Annotated in this window: 12 protein-coding genes and 1 pseudogene; 8 read left to right on the top strand and 5 right to left on the bottom strand. The window is 64.6% G+C overall.

From position 1 onward, the window contains the following. Positions 1 to 132: 132 nt before the first annotated feature. A complete protein-coding gene (locus M3O59_RS14385; RefSeq protein ID WP_249054649.1) occupies positions 133 to 1506 on the bottom strand; it encodes an MFS transporter in 1374 nt (457 codons plus the stop codon). A gap of 100 nt (positions 1507 to 1606) precedes the next feature. Between M3O59_RS14385 and soxR the strand changes: the two genes are divergently transcribed. The 6 genes from soxR (at position 1607) to M3O59_RS14355 (ending at position 12332) form a co-directional block, all read left to right on the top strand. Next, positions 1607 to 2062, top strand: coding sequence for a redox-sensitive transcriptional activator SoxR (soxR, locus tag M3O59_RS14380; RefSeq protein ID WP_116905792.1), 456 nt, complete (start codon positions 1607 to 1609; stop codon positions 2060 to 2062). Positions 2063 to 2471: 409 nt separating this feature from the next. Beyond that, positions 2472 to 4469, top strand: a complete 1998-nt coding sequence (locus M3O59_RS14375; RefSeq protein WP_249054651.1) for a M1 family metallopeptidase — start codon at positions 2472 to 2474, stop codon at positions 4467 to 4469. A gap of 1006 nt (positions 4470 to 5475) precedes the next feature. Further along, positions 5476 to 8634, top strand: a complete 3159-nt coding sequence (locus M3O59_RS14370) for a TonB-dependent receptor (RefSeq protein WP_181920541.1) — start codon at positions 5476 to 5478, stop codon at positions 8632 to 8634. Positions 8635 to 8964: 330 nt separating this feature from the next. Next, positions 8965 to 9723 (top strand): SapC family protein, encoded by a 759-nt coding sequence (locus tag M3O59_RS14365; protein ID WP_116905821.1) that lies wholly within the window; start codon positions 8965 to 8967, stop codon positions 9721 to 9723. Positions 9724 to 9727: 4 nt separating this feature from the next. After that, entirely contained in the window at positions 9728 to 10774 is a 1047-nt protein-coding gene (locus M3O59_RS14360) for a cupin-like domain-containing protein (RefSeq protein ID WP_249047064.1), read from the top strand. Between the two features lie 40 nt (positions 10775 to 10814). Beyond that, a complete protein-coding gene (locus M3O59_RS14355) occupies positions 10815 to 12332 on the top strand; it encodes a tryptophan halogenase family protein (RefSeq protein WP_116905820.1) in 1518 nt (505 codons plus the stop codon). 42 nt (positions 12333 to 12374) lie between these two features. Here the strand turns inward: M3O59_RS14355 and M3O59_RS14350 are convergent. The 4 genes and pseudogenes from M3O59_RS14350 to M3O59_RS14335 all read right to left on the bottom strand — a co-directional run. Then, a pseudogene (locus tag M3O59_RS14350) lies at positions 12375 to 12896 on the bottom strand (MBL fold metallo-hydrolase); the annotation flags it as partial. Between the two features lie 51 nt (positions 12897 to 12947). Continuing rightward, the gene (locus M3O59_RS14345; RefSeq protein ID WP_116905819.1) at positions 12948 to 13346 is read right to left on the bottom strand and encodes a hypothetical protein; all 399 of its coding nucleotides are present in this window, start codon (positions 13344 to 13346) and stop codon (positions 12948 to 12950) included. A 190-nt stretch (positions 13347 to 13536) separates the two neighbouring features. Next, a complete protein-coding gene (locus tag M3O59_RS14340; protein WP_116905789.1) occupies positions 13537 to 14934 on the bottom strand; it encodes a trypsin-like serine peptidase in 1398 nt (465 codons plus the stop codon). A 471-nt stretch (positions 14935 to 15405) separates the two neighbouring features. Next, positions 15406 to 16788, bottom strand: a complete 1383-nt coding sequence (locus tag M3O59_RS14335) for an APC family permease (RefSeq protein WP_249047063.1) — start codon at positions 16786 to 16788, stop codon at positions 15406 to 15408. A 193-nt stretch (positions 16789 to 16981) separates the two neighbouring features. Here M3O59_RS14335 and M3O59_RS14330 point away from each other — a divergent pair, with 193 nt between their 5' ends. Both M3O59_RS14330 and M3O59_RS14325 read left to right on the top strand, forming a co-directional pair. Further along, positions 16982 to 17746: a LuxR family transcriptional regulator gene (locus M3O59_RS14330; RefSeq protein ID WP_064632115.1), complete on the top strand. Its 765-nt coding sequence runs from the start codon at positions 16982 to 16984 to the stop codon at positions 17744 to 17746. A 400-nt stretch (positions 17747 to 18146) separates the two neighbouring features. Continuing rightward, complete coding sequence (locus M3O59_RS14325; RefSeq protein WP_064632061.1) at positions 18147 to 19088, top strand: proline iminopeptidase-family hydrolase; 942 nt, start codon at positions 18147 to 18149, stop codon at positions 19086 to 19088. Positions 19089 to 19271 lie beyond the last annotated feature (183 nt).

Raw genomic sequence — 19271 nt, 5'->3', positions numbered from 1 at the left:
GTGTTGCGGCATGCCAACGCGACGTATCGAGCATGCAGATCGCGCAGACCGCACCAGCGCCGCGCGCAAGACGCGCCAGCATCGGCGCTCGGTGCCGCTTTACTTCGACACTCTGCGCACACCGCGCACCCATCACACCCGCCGCGCCACACAAAAGCCCGCCACCGCCAGCAGCCACGCCAACCCGAACACGCTCAGGTATGCCGCGCTCGTTGCCGATGTCAGCAGCGCCGCGAACAAGGCACCGGCCAGCGCCAGCATGGCCGCCACGGCAATGGCTTCGCTCAATTGCAAGGCAGAACTGTTGGCGCCTTGCTGCGCCGGTGGCGACAGCGACAGCATCACCACCGACAAACTGGGATACAGCAGGCCCATGCCCAGGCCGGTCAGCGCCCAGCCGGCGATTGCCAGCGGCACCGGCATCGCCGGCCACACCGCAGTTGCACTGATTGCGATGCCCAGCGTCATCAGCAGCGCGCCGGTCTTGAGCAGGCGCGGGCGCGACCAACCGGCGCGGCTGTGGCCCTGGTACCAGGAGCCACTGAACCAGCCCAATGCGCCCACGCTCAGCGCCACGCCGGCCAGCAGCGGCGAGAGCCCGCGTTCGCGCGACAGCAGCAACGGCAGGAAGGCCTCGAAACCGAAAAATGCGGCCGCAGCGATGCCTCGCAACGCGATCACGCTGGGCAGGCCGCGTGCAAGTTGCAAGGTGCCGGTCGGCAGCAGGTGCCAGGCGCAATACGCGGTGAGCAACAGTGCCGGCAGCATCGCGCCCGGTACCAGCATGCCGTGCAGCTGCCCACCCAGGTACACGCCCAGCACGCCCAACGCCGCACCCACGGCCCAGCCCAGCGATGCAGTCGGCGCATCGGATGCGTCGCTCGCCCAGGTCCGCCCGCGCAGCGCCGGCCATAGCATCAATCCAGCTGGAATCGCCAGCAGCGGCACTGATAGAAACACCCAGCGCCAGCCCACGTGTTGCACGATCAATCCGCTGATGCCCGGCCCGATCAACGATGGCACCACCCAACCGGCCGAAAACGCCGCAAACACCCGCGGGCGCAAGGCTTCCGGATACAGCCGCCCGACGATGACGTACAACGCCACCGAATAGGCGCCGGCGCCCAGGCCCTGCAGCAGGCGCCCGGCAATCAGCAGCGGCATGCTCGGCGCCAGCCCGGCAACCAGCAGGCCGACTACAAAACACAGCAAACCCAAGGCCAAAGCACCCGCTGGGCCACGCCGGTCGCTCCAGCGCCCGGCTGCGGTCATGCCGACCACGCTGGTAGCCAGGGTGCCGCCGAACGCCAATGCATACAGCGGCAGCCCATTCAATTCGCGCGCCACGGTCGGCATGGCGGCGGCAACGGCCAACGACTCGAAGGCGTTCAGCGACACCAGCGCCACCATGCCTAGCGTCGCCGCGCGGTAGGGCGCGGCAAGGATGGACATAGGCTGCGTGGCGTATCGCGGCGTGGCGGCAGTGGTCGGCATTTCGGTGGGCATCGAACATCCAGGAACAGAAGTGTGTGGAGCCATGACACAGGTGCTTGCACCGGTGATGGCCGCGCAGCATCCTGCCTCAACCTAGGTTGAGGTCAAGGCGATGCAGCGTGAGATGTCCGTGGGCGAAGTGGCCAAGCGCAGTGGCGTGGCGGTGTCGGCGCTGCATTTCTACGAGCGCAAGGGCTTGATCCGCAGCCTGCGTACTGCCGGCAACCAGCGCCGCTATGCGCGCGATGTGTTACGGCGGATTGCGGTGATTCGCGTGGCGCAGCGGCTCGGGGTGCCGTTGCAGCAGGTGCTCGATGCGTTTTCGGTATTGCCCGACCAGCGCACGCCCACGCGTGCGGAATGGGCGCGCATGTCGGCGCGCTGGCGTGGGCAGCTGGATGCGCGCATCAGCGAACTGCAGGCGCTGCGCGACCAGCTCACCGACTGCATCGGCTGTGGCTGTCTGTCGCTGCGTCGCTGTCGCTTGAGCAATCCGGACGACGCCATGGGCGAGGGCGGTGAGGGTGCATCGCGGCTGGGTAGCGTGATTCCGAATAAAAGTGGCTAAGACACGTAGCGCGCGGGCGCCTGGCGGTGAGTCTGGTTTTGTCGGCCGTTTCTTGGTGGTGGCCGTCGGAAACGCTGGGTGGGTCGAGGGCGCGGTGTCCTCACCGCTCGCGGGACACGCCGTGAATCCGTCCTTGGAGGCTCGGTGGCGGCATCCATGCCGCCAACGGACCCGCAATCGGCAAGGACACCGCACCAGACAGTTGGCTGGTGGTTTTGTTGAAGTGCGAGGAGCGCATCGCGGCTTGCCGGTTGCTCGTTGAAAACCATGCACACCAACCATCTCCACCAGTCCTTGCAGCCAAGCAGCAGACCGATGTCGCCAGGTGCGCCATCCGGGACCAATGGCATTCCCGTGCGGGGCATGGTGCGCCGTAGGATGGCAATCCCCCTCCGCCGAAGGATTTCGCATGCCCCCCACCGTGCGCCGATCGCTCCCCCTTGCCGTGTCGTTGGCATGTGTTGCCATGCCCGGGCTTGTCGCTGCCGCACCAGTTGGCGCCGCAACGGCTCCTGCGAACGCATTCGACCCGCTGGCCTTGTTCGCGCCCTTGCAGTTGCCCGATGCCCCCAATGCCTATCGCAGCGGCGGTGGGGTGCCCGGCCCGGCGTTCTGGCAGAACCGTGCCGATTACAGCCTTGCCGCCAGCATCGACCCTGCAACGCATACGCTCACCGGCGAGGCCGCAATCACCTACACCAACCACAGCCCCGACACGCTGGACGTGCTGTGGCTGCAGCTGGACCAGAACATCTACCGGGCCGATGCGCGTGCTGCCGCCAGCCGTCCGCTACGACGCAAGCAGTTCACCGAAGGCATGCAGATCGCCAGTGTCCAGGTCGATGCAGGTGGGCGCCGCCAGCCTGCGCAGTTCGTCGTCGACGATACCCGCATGCGCGTGGACTTGCCGCAGCCGCTGGCCGGCCAGGGCAAGGCGCTCACCGTGCATATCCGTTACCGCTACACGATTCCCGGCACCTGGGGCGGGCGTACCGCCTTCAGCGCCAGCAAGCAGGGAGAAATCTACGAGATTGCGCAGTGGTACCCGCGCATGGCGGTCTACGACGATCTGCGCGGCTGGGACACCCAGCCCTACCTGGGGTCCGAGTTCTATCTGGAATACGGCAATTTCGACTACGCAGTGACCGTGCCGGAGGGCTTCCTGGTCGCCGGCTCCGGCGCGCTGACCAACCCGCAGGACGTGCTCAGCCGCACCGAGCAGCAACGCCTGGAGCAGGCGCGCGGCAGCGACCGCACGGTACTGATCCGCACCCCCGCCGAAGTGACGGCACGTGCAGCCAAACCGGCGGGCAAGGGCACGCAGACCTGGCGCTTCCATATGGAGCACACCCGCGATGTGGCGTTTGCTGCATCGCCGGCGTTCGTCTGGGACGCGGCGCGCATCAACGTGCCCGGCGGCAAGCAATCGCTGGCGATGTCGGTCTACCCGGTGGAGGGCGTGGGCGCAGACAAGTGGAACCGCTCTACCGAATACGTCAAAGGCGCGATCGAACATTTTTCGCAGTGGTACCCGTACCCGTGGCCGGCAGCGATCAATCTGGGTGGCTATGGCGCCGGCATGGAATATCCCGGCATCGTCTTCGACGGCTTCGAAGACGGCGGCAAGGATTTGTTCTGGATCACCGCACACGAGATCGGCCATACCTGGTTCCCGATGATCGTCGGTTCCAACGAGCGCCGGCACGCCTTCATGGATGAAGGTTTCAATACCTTCATCGACGTCTATGCATCCGATGCCTTCAACAAGGGCGAATACGCGCCCAAGCGCGATTCGGAATATGCGCCCAAGGGCGGAAACCCGGTCGATGAAATCCTGCCGCTGCTGGCCGATGCCAGTGCGCCGACGCTGATGGACAACGCCGATTCCACCAGCGAGACCTATCGCCATCCACTGACCTACTTCAAGGGCGCCTTGGGGCTGGTGCTGTTGCGCGAACAGATCCTGGGGCCGGCGCGCTTCGATCCGGCGTTTCGCAAATACATCGCCACCTGGGCCTACAAGCATCCCACGCCGTCGGATTTCTTCCGGCTGATGGAAAGCGAAAGTGGCGAAGACCTGTCGTGGTGGTGGCGCGGCTGGTACTTCAACAACTGGCAGCTGGACATGGGCATCACCGAGGCGCATTACGTCGACCATGACCCGGCCAAGGGCGTGCAGCTCACCTTGCGCAGCCGGCAGAAACTGGTGATGCCGGTGACCGTGCGCGTGGATCTGGCCGATGGCAGCCACCTGGACCGGCGCGTGCCGGTGGAAACCTGGCTGCAGACCAGCACCCCCACGCTGACCCTGCCGACCACCCGGAAAGTGCTGCACGTAACGCTGGACCCGGACCACGTGCTGCCGGACGCCGACCGCAGCGATGCGCGTGTGGACGTGATCGGCTGAGTGTTGCGATAGGACACACAGGCTGACGCGGTGGCGGCGAAAAGAGCGGCCAACACACCGACTGCGCTAGACGCCTGGCGGACGCGGCTGGTGCTAAATGCGGCAGGTCGCATTCGCACACCGTGGTGCCTCTACGCCATTCACGCTCATCTGATGACGGCGCACTTCGTGTTGTCGGACGCTCTACCAACGGCGCAATCGATTGCGAAGATTGCGCCGTTTTTCTATGCGCCGTGCCTGCTGCGTTCCACATCCGCGGGCGGAAGTAGTAACGAGATCGCCCGCCGCGTCGCTGCTGCGTCCGGTAGATTGCGCGGCCTGTGCCATACAACCACTTCGCCAACAGCGTCAGTTCGATTCTGCGTTTGCGCACTCGCCGCATCCGGCACTGCTGCGGCCGTTTCATTGTGCAAATTTCCCCGCGTGCCTTGCCGGTTTTTGCGTAATGCCGTGATAACGCTTACAGCCGCGCCAGCGTTGAAAACCATATGCGGGCTCAAGCGGCTGCCGTATCGGCTGTAACAGTGCACCCCCATCACTATGCTGCAACGCACGGTGACAAGCCCTTTATGCCCTGACTAGGCTGCGCTGCGTGTTAGCGCTATCACTGGCTGACATGCGGTGCAAAGCATCCGTTCGAACCTGCAGCAATGGCACACGTTGCCGTTGATGCGCAGCGTCCAGGTGCAAGCACACCGCAGGTCAACGGTCGAAGGGGCGACCGGTGGGTTGCGTGCTAGGGGAAAGTTCGAAGAGCGGCTGACACAACGTAGCGCAGTGGTCGAGTAGTGCGTGTGGCACGGCAAAAACGGAAAGACATGCGCAGCGCATGTCGGATCCGCATGCCGGCTGCGCGCGCATGGCGAACGCGCAGGCGTCGGGTTGGTGGCTCCAGCAGTTGCAGCACCGGTCGCCACGGCCCGTTGGGCAGCGGCCATGATTCTGCCATGTCGCATGCCGCGATATCGGCCGTTGGCGGTTGGACTCCACTCCCGAGGACACATCGATGCGTCGTACGTTGAACAGCTTCAAGTCGAAGGCCATGTTCACCTTCGTTGGCGGCCTGTTGGTCATCAATCCCGCGTTTGCGCAGGATGTCGCGCAGCCGCCCGCAGCGGCGCCGCAGTCCAGCAGCGACGCTGCCACCACGCTGGATACGGTGACCGTCACCGGTATCCGCAACAGCCTCAATCAATCGATGGGCATCAAGCGCGATGCCGCCGGTGTGGTGGATGCGATCAGTGCCGAGGACATCGGCAAGTTTCCGGACACCAACCTGGCCGAATCGCTGCAACGCATCACCGGCATCTCGATCGAGCGTCGCGACGGCGAGGGTGCGCAGGTCACCGCGCGCGGCTTCGGCCCGCAGTTCAATACCGTCACCCTCAACGGCCGCCTGATTCCCGGTGCCGATGCCTTCGGTGCGCCCGGCCAGACGCCGATCGGCGGTGTGGATGTCGGCACGCGTGCGTTCAACTTCGCCCAGCTCGCGTCCGAAGCCATCACCGGTATCGAGGTGTTCAAGACCAGCCGCGCCACCGCGCCCAGCGGCGGTATCGGTGCGACGATCAACATCCAGACCGACAAGCCGTTCAATCACGAGGGCGTGGTGGCCAATGCCGGCGCCAAGATGGTGTCGGACCGCTCGCAGCCGTTCGGCGATTCGCTCACCCCGGAAGTGTCGGGCATCTTCAGCTACACCAACCCGGACAAGACCTTCGGTATCGGCCTGAGCGCCAGCTACCAGAAGCGTCACGGCGGTTCGGTGCAGGCCACCGAGAACCGCTGGAACATCCAGCGCTGGACCGGCACCGACCCGGCATTGCGTCCGGACACCGTGGTCACCAACGCACCGGCGATCGGCCAGCTGTATGGCCTGCCCAACGACATTCGCTACGCATTCGCCGATTTCCAGCGCGAGCGCATGAACGGCCAGGCGGTGCTGCAGTTCGCGCCCACCGACAGCGTCACGCTGACCCTGGATTACACCTATTCGGCCAACGAAATCCGCGAAGAACGTGGCGAGCAGGGCATCTGGCTGCAACGCGCCAACAGCTTCACCGATCTCACCTTCGATACCGGCCAGACGGTCGCCACGCCGGTCTACCTGCGCGATGTGCCCAATGGCGCCAAGGACTTCGGCATGGAGCAACAGCGCAACGAGCAGAAGTACACGCTCGGCTCGCTCGGCTTCAATGCGGACTGGCAGGTGAGCGACCGCTTCCAGCTCACCTTCGATGCGCACAACTCCAAGACCCAGAGCCTGCCCAACGACCCGATCACCGGCGGCAGCGCGACCTATTTCAGCTTTGCCGGCACCAACAATTGCACTAATGGCCCTTCGTGCGGCGGCCAATGGGGGCAGGAATTGTGGTTCAACAATTCGCTGCCGATCGGCGCGCGCACGTGGTACCCCACCGTGGCCGATTCGCTGGCCGGCACCAATGGCGTGGTCAATCCGGATTTCACCACCAACAATCTCGGCTCGCAGGTGCAGCGCATCTATTATCAAAAGCAGGTGACCGAAACCAAGGAAGGCCGCCTGGATGGCAAGTTCGACTTCGACGACGGGCGCTTCCAGTTCGGTGTCAGCTCGTCCAACACCACCATGCATCGCCTGACCAGCGATAACAACTCCACCTTGGGCGACTGGGGCGTGGCCAATGCCGGCAGGGAGCCGGGCATGACGGACTTGCTGCGGCCGGTAAGCATTGTCGGCATGTTCGACGACTTCAATGCCAACGGCACGGCACGCAATGCGTGGCGCGGCGATGCCAGCCAGCTGGCGCTGTGGGGTGGCAGCCAGTACGGCGCGCAGACGCGCTACAACCCGTTGTACAGCGCCAACAACCAGGTCGAAGAAAAGACCCGTGCGGCGTACGTGCAACTGGAACTGACCGGCGACATCTCCGGCATGACCACCAATACGCGCCTGGGCCTGCGCTACGAGCGCACCGATGTGGAATCCACCTCGCAGGTGGCCACACCGACGGCGCTGCAATGGCAGGCAAACAACGACTTCCAGTTGCTGCGTTCCGCCGAGCAGCAGCCCTTCAGCGAAAAGACCAGCTACAACTACATCCTGCCGAATCTGGATTTCAGCATCGACATCACCGAGTCGCTGAAGGGCCGCGCCTCGTTCGGCCAGACCATTGCGCGGGCGCCGTACAACAACCTGCTCGCCGGGCCGACGCCGAACACGCCGGCCGGCTCGATCCTGATCAACCCGTCCAACCGGGCCAGCGGCGATTCGCAGACGCCTACGCTGGACCCGCTGGAATCGGACAACCTCGACCTGGCGCTGGAGTGGTATTTCGCCGACGCCAGCTATATCTCGGCCACGTTCTGGAACAAGCGCGTCAGCAATTTCATCGGCACCACGGTATCGCGCGAGACGCTGTACGGGCTGACCGACCCCACCTCGGGGCCGGATGCACAAGCCGCGTTGGCCTTCCTGCAAAGCGGTGCCTGCGCCGCGCAGGTCGGTGCGGCCGGCAATGACGTGGCGGCGGCCTGTTCGGCCAACGACACTTCCCTGTTCGCCGCCACCGCCTTGTTGCGCAACGCAGCGGCCACTGGTGGCCTGGGCGCCTATAACGGCAGCTCCGCGCAGAGCCTGGCGGTGGAAAATGCCTACGACCTGGTCGGCACCGCGGCCGACCCGTTGTACCAGTTCGACGTGTCGCGCCCGATCAACCAGAACAAGGCCAACATCCACGGCTGGGAGCTGGGCGGGCAGTACTTCTTCGGCAGCAGCGGCTTCGGTATCTATGCCAACTACACCATCGTCGAAGGCGATGTGGCCTTCGACAACAACCTCATCGACCGCGACCAGTTTGCGTTGCTGGGCCTGAGCGATACCGCCAACGTGATGCTGATGTTCGAAAAATACGGCTGGAGCGCACGCCTGGCCTGGAACTGGCGCGACGAGTATCTGATTGCGGCCAATCAGGATGCATCCAACCGCAACCCGTACTACGTCGAGGCGTACCACCAGTTCGATCTGAGCGTCAGCTATGCACTCAACAAGCAGCTGTCGTTTGGCTTCGAGGCGATCAACCTCACCGGCGAAGATGTCCGGTGGCATGGGCGTTCGGAGAAGCAGATCGTGCGTTTGATCGACCAGCAGCCACGTTACACGCTGGGTGTGCGTTACGCGTTCTGATCCGGCGAGCCGGTGCATGCCGGTGGGTGCACCTGCGGCCGCCATCATCTGATGGCGGCCGCGACCGGTTGTGCAGGCAGGCGTTCGCGCACCGCATGCAGCCACACGGCAGTCGCGCACGCTGTATGCATGCGTCTGGTCACCGCATGCGTTGTGCGCACGGACGTCCCGCACGCTGGCGTCCGCACTCATGCCGCGCATTGCTGCCTTGCGACTTGCCGGCGCAGCGATTTTTGGCAATGCTCAGTGTCGACACGCACGGTGTAGTGCGTGCGACCGAATTCTTTATTGACTGCAGTCTTCCGCGAGGGATGGCGGCCGGAGTTTTTAATGACGCGATACGCAGTGCTCAACAATGTGGCGCATCACGATCTGCACGTGATCCTGCGCTTCGGCGCCGAGTTCGGCGATGCGGTTGGCGTGGTGCCGGCCTTCGTCACCGAGTACGCCGAGCTGCAGCGCGAGTACCCGCTGTTCTTCCGCAAGGACCCGGCCAACGGCAGTTATCAGTCGGTCGCGCTGCTGGGCTTTGCGCAGGACGAAAACCTGTTTCTGCAGGACGGGCGCTGGAATGCCAGCTACCTGCCGGGCATCGTCGCCAAGGGGCCGTTCCTGATCGGGTTCCAGGAGCAGCACATCGACGGCGCGCTGGTGCAGGAGCCGGTGATCCATCTCGATGTGGAGCATCCGCGCGTGAGCCGGAGCGAGGGCGAGCCGGTGTTCCTGCCGCAGGGCGGCCACAGCCCGTATCTGGAGCACATCATCGGCGTGTTGCGCGGCATTCGTGAGGGCGTGGACGCCGGGCAGGCGATGGCGGCCGCGTTCGACACGCTGGGCCTGATCCAGCCGGTGCGCCTGGACGTGGCCCTGGATGCCAGCCATGCCACGCAGTTGCAAGGGTTGTTCGCCATCGACCGCGAGCGGCTCGCCGCGCTCGATGCACCTGCGCTGCACCAGTTGCATCAGGCCGGTTATCTGGAAGGCGCCTTCCTGATGCTGGCATCGCAGCACAATGTGCGCCGGCTGATGGCCGAGAAGCAGCGCCGCCTGCAGCAGTCGCACAGCGACCCCGTTGCCGCGTTTGCCTAAGCACATGGCCGTACGCGCAACCGATCCCTCTGTCGCCGCACGTGCCGTCATTGCCGAGCGCAGCGACTGCACTCCCGACGCATTGCCGCTGGCTGCACTCTGCGACGCCGCCGAGCCGGTGGTGCTGCGTGGCGTGGCACGCCACTGGTCGCTGGTGCAGGCGGGGCTGCGCAGCGCCGAGGACGCCATGGCGCTGGTACGGGCGCACGATACCGGCCGGCATCTGCAGTATTCCTACGGCGGCCCGGACATCGGCAGCCGCCCGTTCTATCGCGACGATTGCAGTGCGCTCAACTTCGAGGTGCAGCGCGGCAGCGTGAGCACCTTGCTGGATGCCATTGCGGCACATCGCAACGACGTGCAACCGCCCACCTATTACCTGGCCTCGTTGCCGGTGGATGCCAACCTGCCGGGTTTGCGTGCAGACAACTCGCTGGATGTGACTGCCCACGGCAGCCCCGTGCAGCCCAGCATCTGGATCGGCAACCGCGTGATTGCCTCGTGTCACTACGATGCACTGGATAATCTGGCGTGCTGCGCAGTCGGGCAACGGCGGTTTACGCTGTTTCCACCGGAGCAGGTGGCCAATCTCTACCCGGGCCCGCTCGATCCCACGCCGGGGGGGCAGGTGGTGAGCATGGTCGATTTCGCCCAGCCGGATCTGCAGCGCTTTCCGCGCTTTGCCGAGGCCTTGCCGCATGCGCGCAGCGTGGTGCTGGCGCCGGGCGATGCGTTGTTCATTCCCGGCATGTGGTGGCATCACGTCGAATCGCTGCAGCCCTTCAACGTGCTCATCAACTACTGGTGGAGCAGTGCGCCCGCGCAGCTGCCTGCCGCGATGCCGGCGCTCTACCACGCGCTGTGGGCTATTCGCGACCGCCCGGCAGCAGAGAAGCAGGCATGGCGCGCGCTGTTCGATTACTACGTGTTCGGCCCTGCCGGGCAGGCCGGCGAACATCTGCCCGAACCGGCGCGGCAGGCGCTTGGTCCGATCGACCCGATGCTGGCGCGGCAGTTGCGCGCCATGTTGATCGGCAAGTTGAACCGCTGATGTGCAAGACCGCCTGCAACCCATCTCCCAGGAGTGCGCAGTGACTCAGGCTCAGATTCGCAAGGTGGTGATCGCCGGTGGTGGCACGGCCGGCTGGATTGCAGCCTGTGCGCTCTCGCATCAATTTCGCGACCTGCTGGACATCACCCTGGTCGAGTCGGAACAGATCGGCACCGTGGGCGTGGGCGAATCCACCGTGCCACCCATCCGCACCTTCCACCGGTTTTTGCAGATCGACGAGCAGGAATTCCTGCGCGCGGTGGCCGGCACCTTCAAGCTGTCGATCTCCTTCGAGCATTGGCGCCGCCAGGGCGAGCGCTACATCCATCCGTTCGGCATCACCGGGCAGGGCACCCTGGTGTGCGCGTTCCACCATCTATGGCTGGAAAGCCAGCGCCGCGGCATGCCGGGCAGCTTCGGCGATTACTGCCTGGAAACGGTGGCCTCGCGCGTGGACCGTTTTGCGCTGCAGGGCGAGCCGGCGGTCAATTACGCCTATCACCTGGATGCGGCGCTATACGCCAGGTTCCTGCGCGCACGCAGCGAGGCCTGCGGCGTCAAGCGCATCGAAGGCAAGATCCAGCAGGTGACCGTGCAGCCGCATAGCGGCGATGTCGCCAGCCTGGTGCTCGAAGACGGGCAAGTGATCGAAGGCGATCTGTTCATCGATTGCAGCGGCTTTCGCGGCCTGCTGATCGAGCAGACGCTGCACACCGGCTATGAAGACTGGAGCCATTGGTTGCCGTGCGACCGCGCGGTGGCGGTGCAGACCGAAGCGGTCGGCCCGCCGGTGCCGTACACCCGCGCCATCGCGCACGCGGCTGGCTGGCGTTGGCATATTCCGCTGCAGCATCGCGTCGGCAACGGCCTGGTGTTTTCGAGCAAGCACCTGTCCGATGATGAAGCGCATGCCAAGTTGCTGCACGACGCCGCCGCGCCGGCAGTGAAGGATCCCTGGATGGTGCCGTTCCGCACCGGCCGCCGGCTCAAGGCATGGAACAAGAACGTGGTTTCGCTTGGCCTGGCCAGTGGCTTTATCGAACCGCTGGAATCCACCAGCATCCATCTCACCATCTCTGCGGTGGTGCGGCTGCTGGCGCTGTTTCCGGCCGAAGGCATCGCACCGTCGCAGGTGCAGCTGTTCAACGACGTCAGCCGCGCCGAAATGGAACATGTGCGCGACTTCGTCACCTTGCACTATCACGCCACCCAGCGCGAGGAACCGCTGTGGCAGCAATGCCGCGAGATGGAGCTGCCGGAGTCACTGGCGCTGCGCCTGCGTGCCTGGCGCGAATGCGCACACGCGTGGCAGGGCGCCGACGAGCTGTTTCGTGTCGATTCCTGGACCCATGTGCTGATGGGGCAGGGCCTGATGCCGGAACAACATCACCCGCTGACCCGCGCCTTTTCCGATCACGATCTGCGCCGTCTGCTCGACGGTATCGCCCAGCCGATCCAGCACGCGGTGCAGCAGATGCCGTCGCAACAGGCCTTCATCGAGCGCTATTGCAAGACAGGCGAACAGGTGTGGGGGGGACGCAACCCGCTGCCGGCCTAGCGCCGGCATTGCACTGTAGGCCAGCTGCAGTACGTGCCTGCGCTACAGCCGCATCAGATCCTGGCCGACCACGATCGGCCCGGTGTAATGCTTGCGCGCACCTTCGCTCCACATCGCATCGGTGATGGATGCATCGCCACCGGGCACGAAATGCGTGAGCACCAGCAGGCTCGCCTTGGCCGCGGCGGCGATCTTGCCGACCTCTTCGCTGGTGGAATGGCTCTTGAGCAGATGGTCCAGCAGCGTCGGTGCGTTGTCGTTGGTCTGCAGCATCTTCTGCAGCGCCGGCAGATACATCACTTCATGCACCAGGATGTCGGTGTTCTTCGCGAACTCTGCCAACGCAGGCAGGTAGCGCGTATCGCCGGAGAACACCACGCTGCGGTCGCGTGCCTCGAACCGATACGCAAATGCCGGCTTGAGCGTGTAATGGTCCACCAAGGTGGCGGTCACGGTGAGCTGATCGTTCTTCAGCACCGTGCCAGGCTGGTCGAACTCATGCACATGAATCAGCGGCCTGAAGGGCGGGCGGCCTTCCTCACGAATGCGCGCATCGATGTCGATGGGCGCTGATCCACCAAGTGAGGTCAGGCGCTGCGGTTCTTGCCGCCAGGCTCAAAGCTCGCGCGCGATGAACTGGGTCAATGCCGGCGAACGGTAGAACGCCATGCATTGGACGAAAATGCGGTTGAACGGGCCGCGGCGTGCTTCGTCCTTCATCGGGACTTCGCCGTTGTCGAAATCCGCTGTATTGGCGTCGACAAAGCGATGCAGGCGATCGGTCGCCCCGGCCTTGGCGTTGTCCATCGCATAGGTGGTCAGCAAATACGAGCGGTCGCGCAGCTGGTCTGGCGCGTACTTGCCGCTGCGCGCGTAGTTGTTATCCAGGCAGCGCTGCAGCGCGTAGGCCTTGATGTCCTCGCGATCGGCCGTTTTGCCGGCTGCCAGCGCGGTGGTCTGCAGCGCGAGGGCGGCGAGGGTGATGATGACGAGTGCAGTGCGTGCGCGAAGCATGGGCGATGGGTGCTGATGGAGACCCGGCAAGTCTGCCTCATCGCGCGGCGTGCCGCTGGCTGCGCGTGCGTGCGCATGGTGCAGCACCAACACCGTAAGCGGCGTCGCCATGGAAGTGCAGAGTGCGATGCCAGGCGAAGCGCGATCGGACGTGGCAGGCGCAACACCGCCTGCCACGTGGGCTGGCCGCTTACGGGCCGAAGTAGGTAGAGATGGTGGAATACACGTCCGAGAAGCGCGAGTAGTAATCCGGATCGGTCTGCGCAGTGCAGTACGAGTAGCCGCCATACAGGCCGCCGCGCAGCTGGTAGGCGCCACCGCTGGCGATGGTGAACAGGCCCGAGCCGGACGAGCCGCCTTCGGTCACGCCATCGTTCCAGACCACGCGGTACAGCGGGCTCTTGCCGTCGATGGAGGTGTTCAGCCCATTCACGCTGCCCAGCGAATACTTCTTGACGTCGCCAAACGGGTGATGGATGCCGACGATCGAGGTGTTGGTGGTGCCGATCGCCGCGCTATTCCACGCTGCATAGAAGGCGCCGCTTGGCGGTGCGGTCTTCAGCTCCAGCAAGGCGGTGTCGCGCGTGGTGTTGGCATGGCGCAGGAACGCACCGCCGGTCAACGTGGTTGCCTGCGAACTGGCAGTGTTGCCGTTGCAGCTGGCAGCATCGTAGAACCAGTAGGTTTGCAGCGTATTGGCCACGGTCTGCGTGCTGATGCAATGCGCTGCGGTCCAGAACAGATTGCGCTTGGGCGAATTGGTGTTGTTGAGCAGCGTGCCGGTGCACAGGAACGAGCCCTGGCTGGTGGTGAATACCATGCGCGCCACCGCCTTTGCGGCGCTGGTGAAACCGGCGGTGGGGTTGGCGCGGCAGACGATGTCGTTCTGGCAGGAATCGCTTTCGCCAATGGCAATGGTCATCATGTCGCGCGGGCTGGCGGTGGGGCTGATGTCCAGATGCGAGAGCTGCGGAATGCTCAGGCTGAAATTTTCCGGATACAGGCCGGCCGGCAACGACAATTCGATCAGCAGATTCTCGCCGCTTACCGTCGGCGACCAACCGATGTCGTTACCGCCGGCCGCGAAGCTGGCGCCGGATTGTTCGAACACGCGCCCATCGTCGCCGGCAAAGCGCAGCGTCACCTTGGCCGGGTCACCCGGCGTCGCACCGGCGCCACGCAAGGTCAGCGACGCACGCAGCGACGCGGCTTGTGCGGAGCTGACCTTCAGGCTGGCCACGCGTGAACCATCGGGTGCCATCTGCCAATCGAGCTTGGACAGGTTCACCAGCGGCTGCGCCACTGCACGCGAAAAACCGATCTGCAACGGCTGCCCATGCTTGACCTGCGCAATGCGGCGCTCGCGCACACGGCTGATCTCCGTGCTGGTCGGCGCGGTCAGTTGCGCCACGCGCGTGGGCAGGATGCCGCCACGCAAACTTGCCGACTGCAACGTCGCCGCACCGAGCTTGGCCGCCTGCGGCGCGGTGGTCACCGGCGCTGCATCCATCTCGGTGGGAGGTGTGGCCATTGCAGTACCGGAAACAGCGGAAAACAGCGCCAGATACAACGCGTTCTTGCGATTCATGGGTAGTCCTTCTCGTCAGGGATCGGCAGGCTGCAGCGGGGGCTGCAACGTGCGGCGCCATCGGTGGCGCCCAACGAGACTAGCGAAAGTTCATAGCTGAATATGTGCTGAAAATCTCGTTCAGAGATAAACAGTCCCGAAAAATACAGTTGATCTTTCGCGCATCGACGGACAGCGTCTTGCGGACGGTGAGCCGGATGGTGGGTGTGCACATGCCGATGAGGTGGCAGCGTCGCTGACCCACCGCGGCGTGCGCCCGCGCACTGCTGTGCGCGCTAGGCGCACCTCTGTCTGGTGCGTGCCCAATGCATACGCGATGCATGCCGCAACACGTCCATCACTTCATCTGCAGCAACGCGTTTCCGGCGCCTGATACCGCTTGCAGGCCATGCCCTGCGGTGGCATCAGAGACCGCGTTTTTCAGGACTTGTCGCCAACCTTGCACTGCAACAGGCACCGCTGCTGCCGCGGCTATTCCAGCGCATCGCTGGCGCGGAATTCGGTGGAGCGTCCGCTGAGTTTCAGAAAGGCCAGCACCGCCAGCCCAATCAGCATCCATGCAGTGCCGCCGAGTTGCGCATGCGCGTCTGCATTGATCAATACATAGGCCAGGATGACGATGCCGACCAACGGCACCACGCCATGCAGCACGCGGCGCCCCTGGGCGCGGAAGTGCCACAACACCGCGACATGCAGCAGCACGAACGCAGTGAGCGCGCCGACATTGCACAGCGACGACAGCAACGCGATCTGGCCAACGAACACTTCGCCCAGCACCATGCTCAGGCCCGCCACCAGCAAGATCGCACGTTGCGGCACGCCGGTGCGCGGGTGGATGTAGCGCAGGAACGCCGGTAACTGGCGGTCGCGCGCCATCGCGAACAACAGGCGCGATGTAGCCGCCTGCGCCACCAGCGAATTGGCAATCGCCGCGCTGATCGCCACCGTAAGTGCAATGACGATCTGCAGCCACGGCCCGGCGATCAGGCGGCCGATTTCGAAGAACGCATCGTTGGATGCCTGCGCGCTGGGATAGCGCTGCAGGGTGGGCTGCAGCAACGCCGCCAGCCAGGTCTGCAGGACGAACAGGCCTGCCACGATCAGCAACGCCAGCAAGGTCGCACGCCCTACCACGCGGTTGCCGCCGCGCGCTTCCTCCGACAAGGTGGAGATCGCATCGAAGCCGAGGAACGACACCACCGCCACCGACAACGCGCTGAAGATCAACTGCGGCGAAAACGCCTGCGGGTTGTAGAACGGGCGCCAGCTCCAGTGCGCGCCGTTGACGCCGCGCTGGATCGCCAGGGTCGCCAGCACCACGAACACCGCCAGCACCACCAATTGCGCAAGCAGAAAAAAGCGATTGGCACGCGCGGTGGTTTCGATGCCGCGTAGATTCACCAAGGTGTTGAGCACCACGAAGAACGCGATCCACGCCGGCTGCGGCACCGCCGGCACTACGTTATGCATCGCATTGGCGCCGACCACGTACAGCAGGGTCGGTACCAGCAGATAGTCGAGCAGGATGGCCCAGCCGGCCAGAAATCCCATGCCGCTGCTCAGCCCGCGCCCCACATAGGCATACACCGAGCCGGCCACCGGAAATGCCTGCGACATCTGCTGGTAGCTCAGCGCAGTGAACAGCATGGCCACGAAGCCAACCAGGTAGGTCAGCGGCACCATCCCGGCGCTGATGTCGAACACGCCGCCGAAGATCGAAAACGGCGCCGTCGGCACCATGAAGACCAGCCCGTAGATCAGCAGATCCTTGAGCGTGAGCTGGCGCTTGAGCTCCTGTGCGTAGCCAAAGCGTTCCAGCGTGGCCGCATCGTCGCGGCGTGGGGTGTCGGTCATGCAGGTGTCCGCTGAAAGGAATGCCGGCGCACAGCGCAGGCGCTTGAAGGACCTGAACGCCGATGCGGCGCTGCAGCCATGTGACCGGCATTGTGACGATAATGTGGCCGGCAAGCCCATCCATTGGTAAAAGTGCTAGGTTTTCCATGCTGCTTGCCAGTTGCTGGCAAACATCGGTACCCAAGGACTCACCATGTTCGACACTCTGGCCAGCCTGGGCCGCGATCTGCAGGTGCTGCATACGCTCAACAGCTGCCTGGATCGGGTGTTTCGCGACGTCTGTGCACTCGGTTTCCAGTCGCTGGTCTACGACTACGCGCCAGTGCCGCTCAGTATGGAAGGTGCGCTGATCACGCCCACCGTGTTCATGCAGCGCAATGCGCCGGGCGATATGCAGCATGTCTGGTGCGAGCACGGCTACTACCAGCATGACCCCGTTCAGCAGCGTGCAGCGCGGCGCACCACTCCGTTCGTGTGGTCGTACCGCAACGACGGCAACCGTGCAGGCGTGGAATACGTGGGCGGGCAGCACCGGCAAGTGACCCGGTATCTGTGCGACAGCGGCATGGGAACCGGTGTCACCGTGCCGCTGCATCTGCCCGGTGGCGCGTTCGCCACTTTCAGCGGCGCGGTCGATGCCGGCGCTGCAGAAGCACCGCGCCTGGCCGAGGCGCAGCTGTTGCCGTTCCTGCTGCTGGCACACGCCTTCCAGGCGCGTGCGCAGGAAGTGCTGGACCCACAGGAGCGCCGCTGCCACCACATTGCATTGACCCGTCGCGAGCGCGAATGCCTGCAGTATTCGGCCAAAGGCCTGACGTCCAAAAGTATCGCGGCTGCACTCAACCGCTCCACTGCCACGGTCAACCTGCATTTGAATTCGGCCGCCCGCAAGCTGGGCGCCCGCAACCGCGTGGAAGCAGTGGTGCGCGGGATGCACTATCGCTTGCTAGAGCCATAAGCAACGCTGGCCGGTGCCTGCGATGCCGGCACGCTGGCGCAGCAGGTACTCCGAATCGGCGTTACGCCACGCAATCCTGGTCCTCGTGCGCTATTCGCACGCTTTCGCCAGTGCATCAAATCGCGAGCGCTGGTGTCGCATGCCTGACAGCTCCAACGTCGGCGACGTTGCGCGCGCGAGATAGTTACGCTGATTCGAAGCGCACGGTTCGATCGAGATGCGAAGTGGCGTCGTGCGATGCCTTGCGGCATGCGGCGACGCGCAGCCTGCGGTCGAACTGGTCTTCCGCCAGCGCCAACCGCGTCCCCGGTGCATCCAAACCTGTGAGATTTGCCAGTTAACGCCAGTCGGCGCCGTCGCTAAGCTCAAGGCTCATTATTGCCGCAGGCAGGCGCAGGTCATGCAGTGCACTGAGGGTTACGTCGAATTTCGCGGTTATCGCACCTGGTACCGCATCACCGGCGACCTGCGCGCGGATGCCTGCCCGTTGCTGGTGCTGCATGGCGGCCCCGGGTGCACCCACGACTACGTGGACAGCTTCACGGACCTGGCGGCCAGCGGCCGTGCGGTGATTCATTACGACCAGCTCGGCAACGGCAACTCCACCCATCTGCCCAACGCCGACCCAGGCTTCTGGACGGTTGGGCTGTTTCTGGACGAGCTGCAGACGTTGATCGCGCATCTTGGGGTTTCGCAGTACGCGTTGCTGGGCCAGTCCTGGGGCGGGATGCTGGCGGCCGAACATGCAGTGCGCCGTCCTACCGGCCTGCGTGCGCTGGTGATCGCCAACTCGCCCGCTTCGATGGGTTTGTGGCGTGCTGCGGCGCTACGTTTGCGTGCACGGCTGCCCGAGGACATCCAGGCCGCGCTGGACGAGCACGAAGCCGCCGGTACGCTGGACCATCCGGCCTACCGCGCCGCCAGCCAGGTGTTCTACGCACAGCACGTGTGTCGCGTCGTGCCATGGCCTGCCGAAGTGGCACGCACCTTTGCCGCCATCGATGCCGACCCGACCGTGTATCACGCCATGAACGGCCCGACCGAGTTTCATGTGGTGGGCAGCTTGCGCAACTGGAGCATCATCGAGCGCCTGCACCGCATCACCGCGCCCACACTGGTGCTTTCTGGCAAGTACGACGAAGCCACGCCGGAAACCGTCGAGCCGTATGCGCGGCTGATTCCGGATGCGCGCTGGCATGTGTTCGCCAATTCCAGCCACATGCCGCACGTGGAAGAACGCGCGGCCTGCATGCGCCTGGTCGGCAACTTCCTGGACGATCAGACACCCTGGCCCGGTGGGCAGATGGTGCGTTCTTCGGCGCTGGTCAATCGCGCTGTTTGAGTGCGCGGTGTGCGGACGCTGACGTTCGATATGCGTGGTTTGCGATTCTTCACCATTGCGATCTCTGAGTGCGTCCGACGTTGAGCGGACCGTGCGGCATGCGGACGAACACGCAGACAGCTGCTTGATTCGACGGCGTGCTGATTGCTGGTGCAATCTGTTTGCGTGCGCCGTCGCGCACCG

The organism is Xanthomonas nasturtii, from assembly GCF_023337365.3.
Classification (GTDB): domain Bacteria; phylum Pseudomonadota; class Gammaproteobacteria; order Xanthomonadales; family Xanthomonadaceae; genus Xanthomonas; species Xanthomonas nasturtii.
Note: the sequence above shows the minus strand (reverse complement) of the source record. Positions and strands in the feature narration are given on the sequence as shown.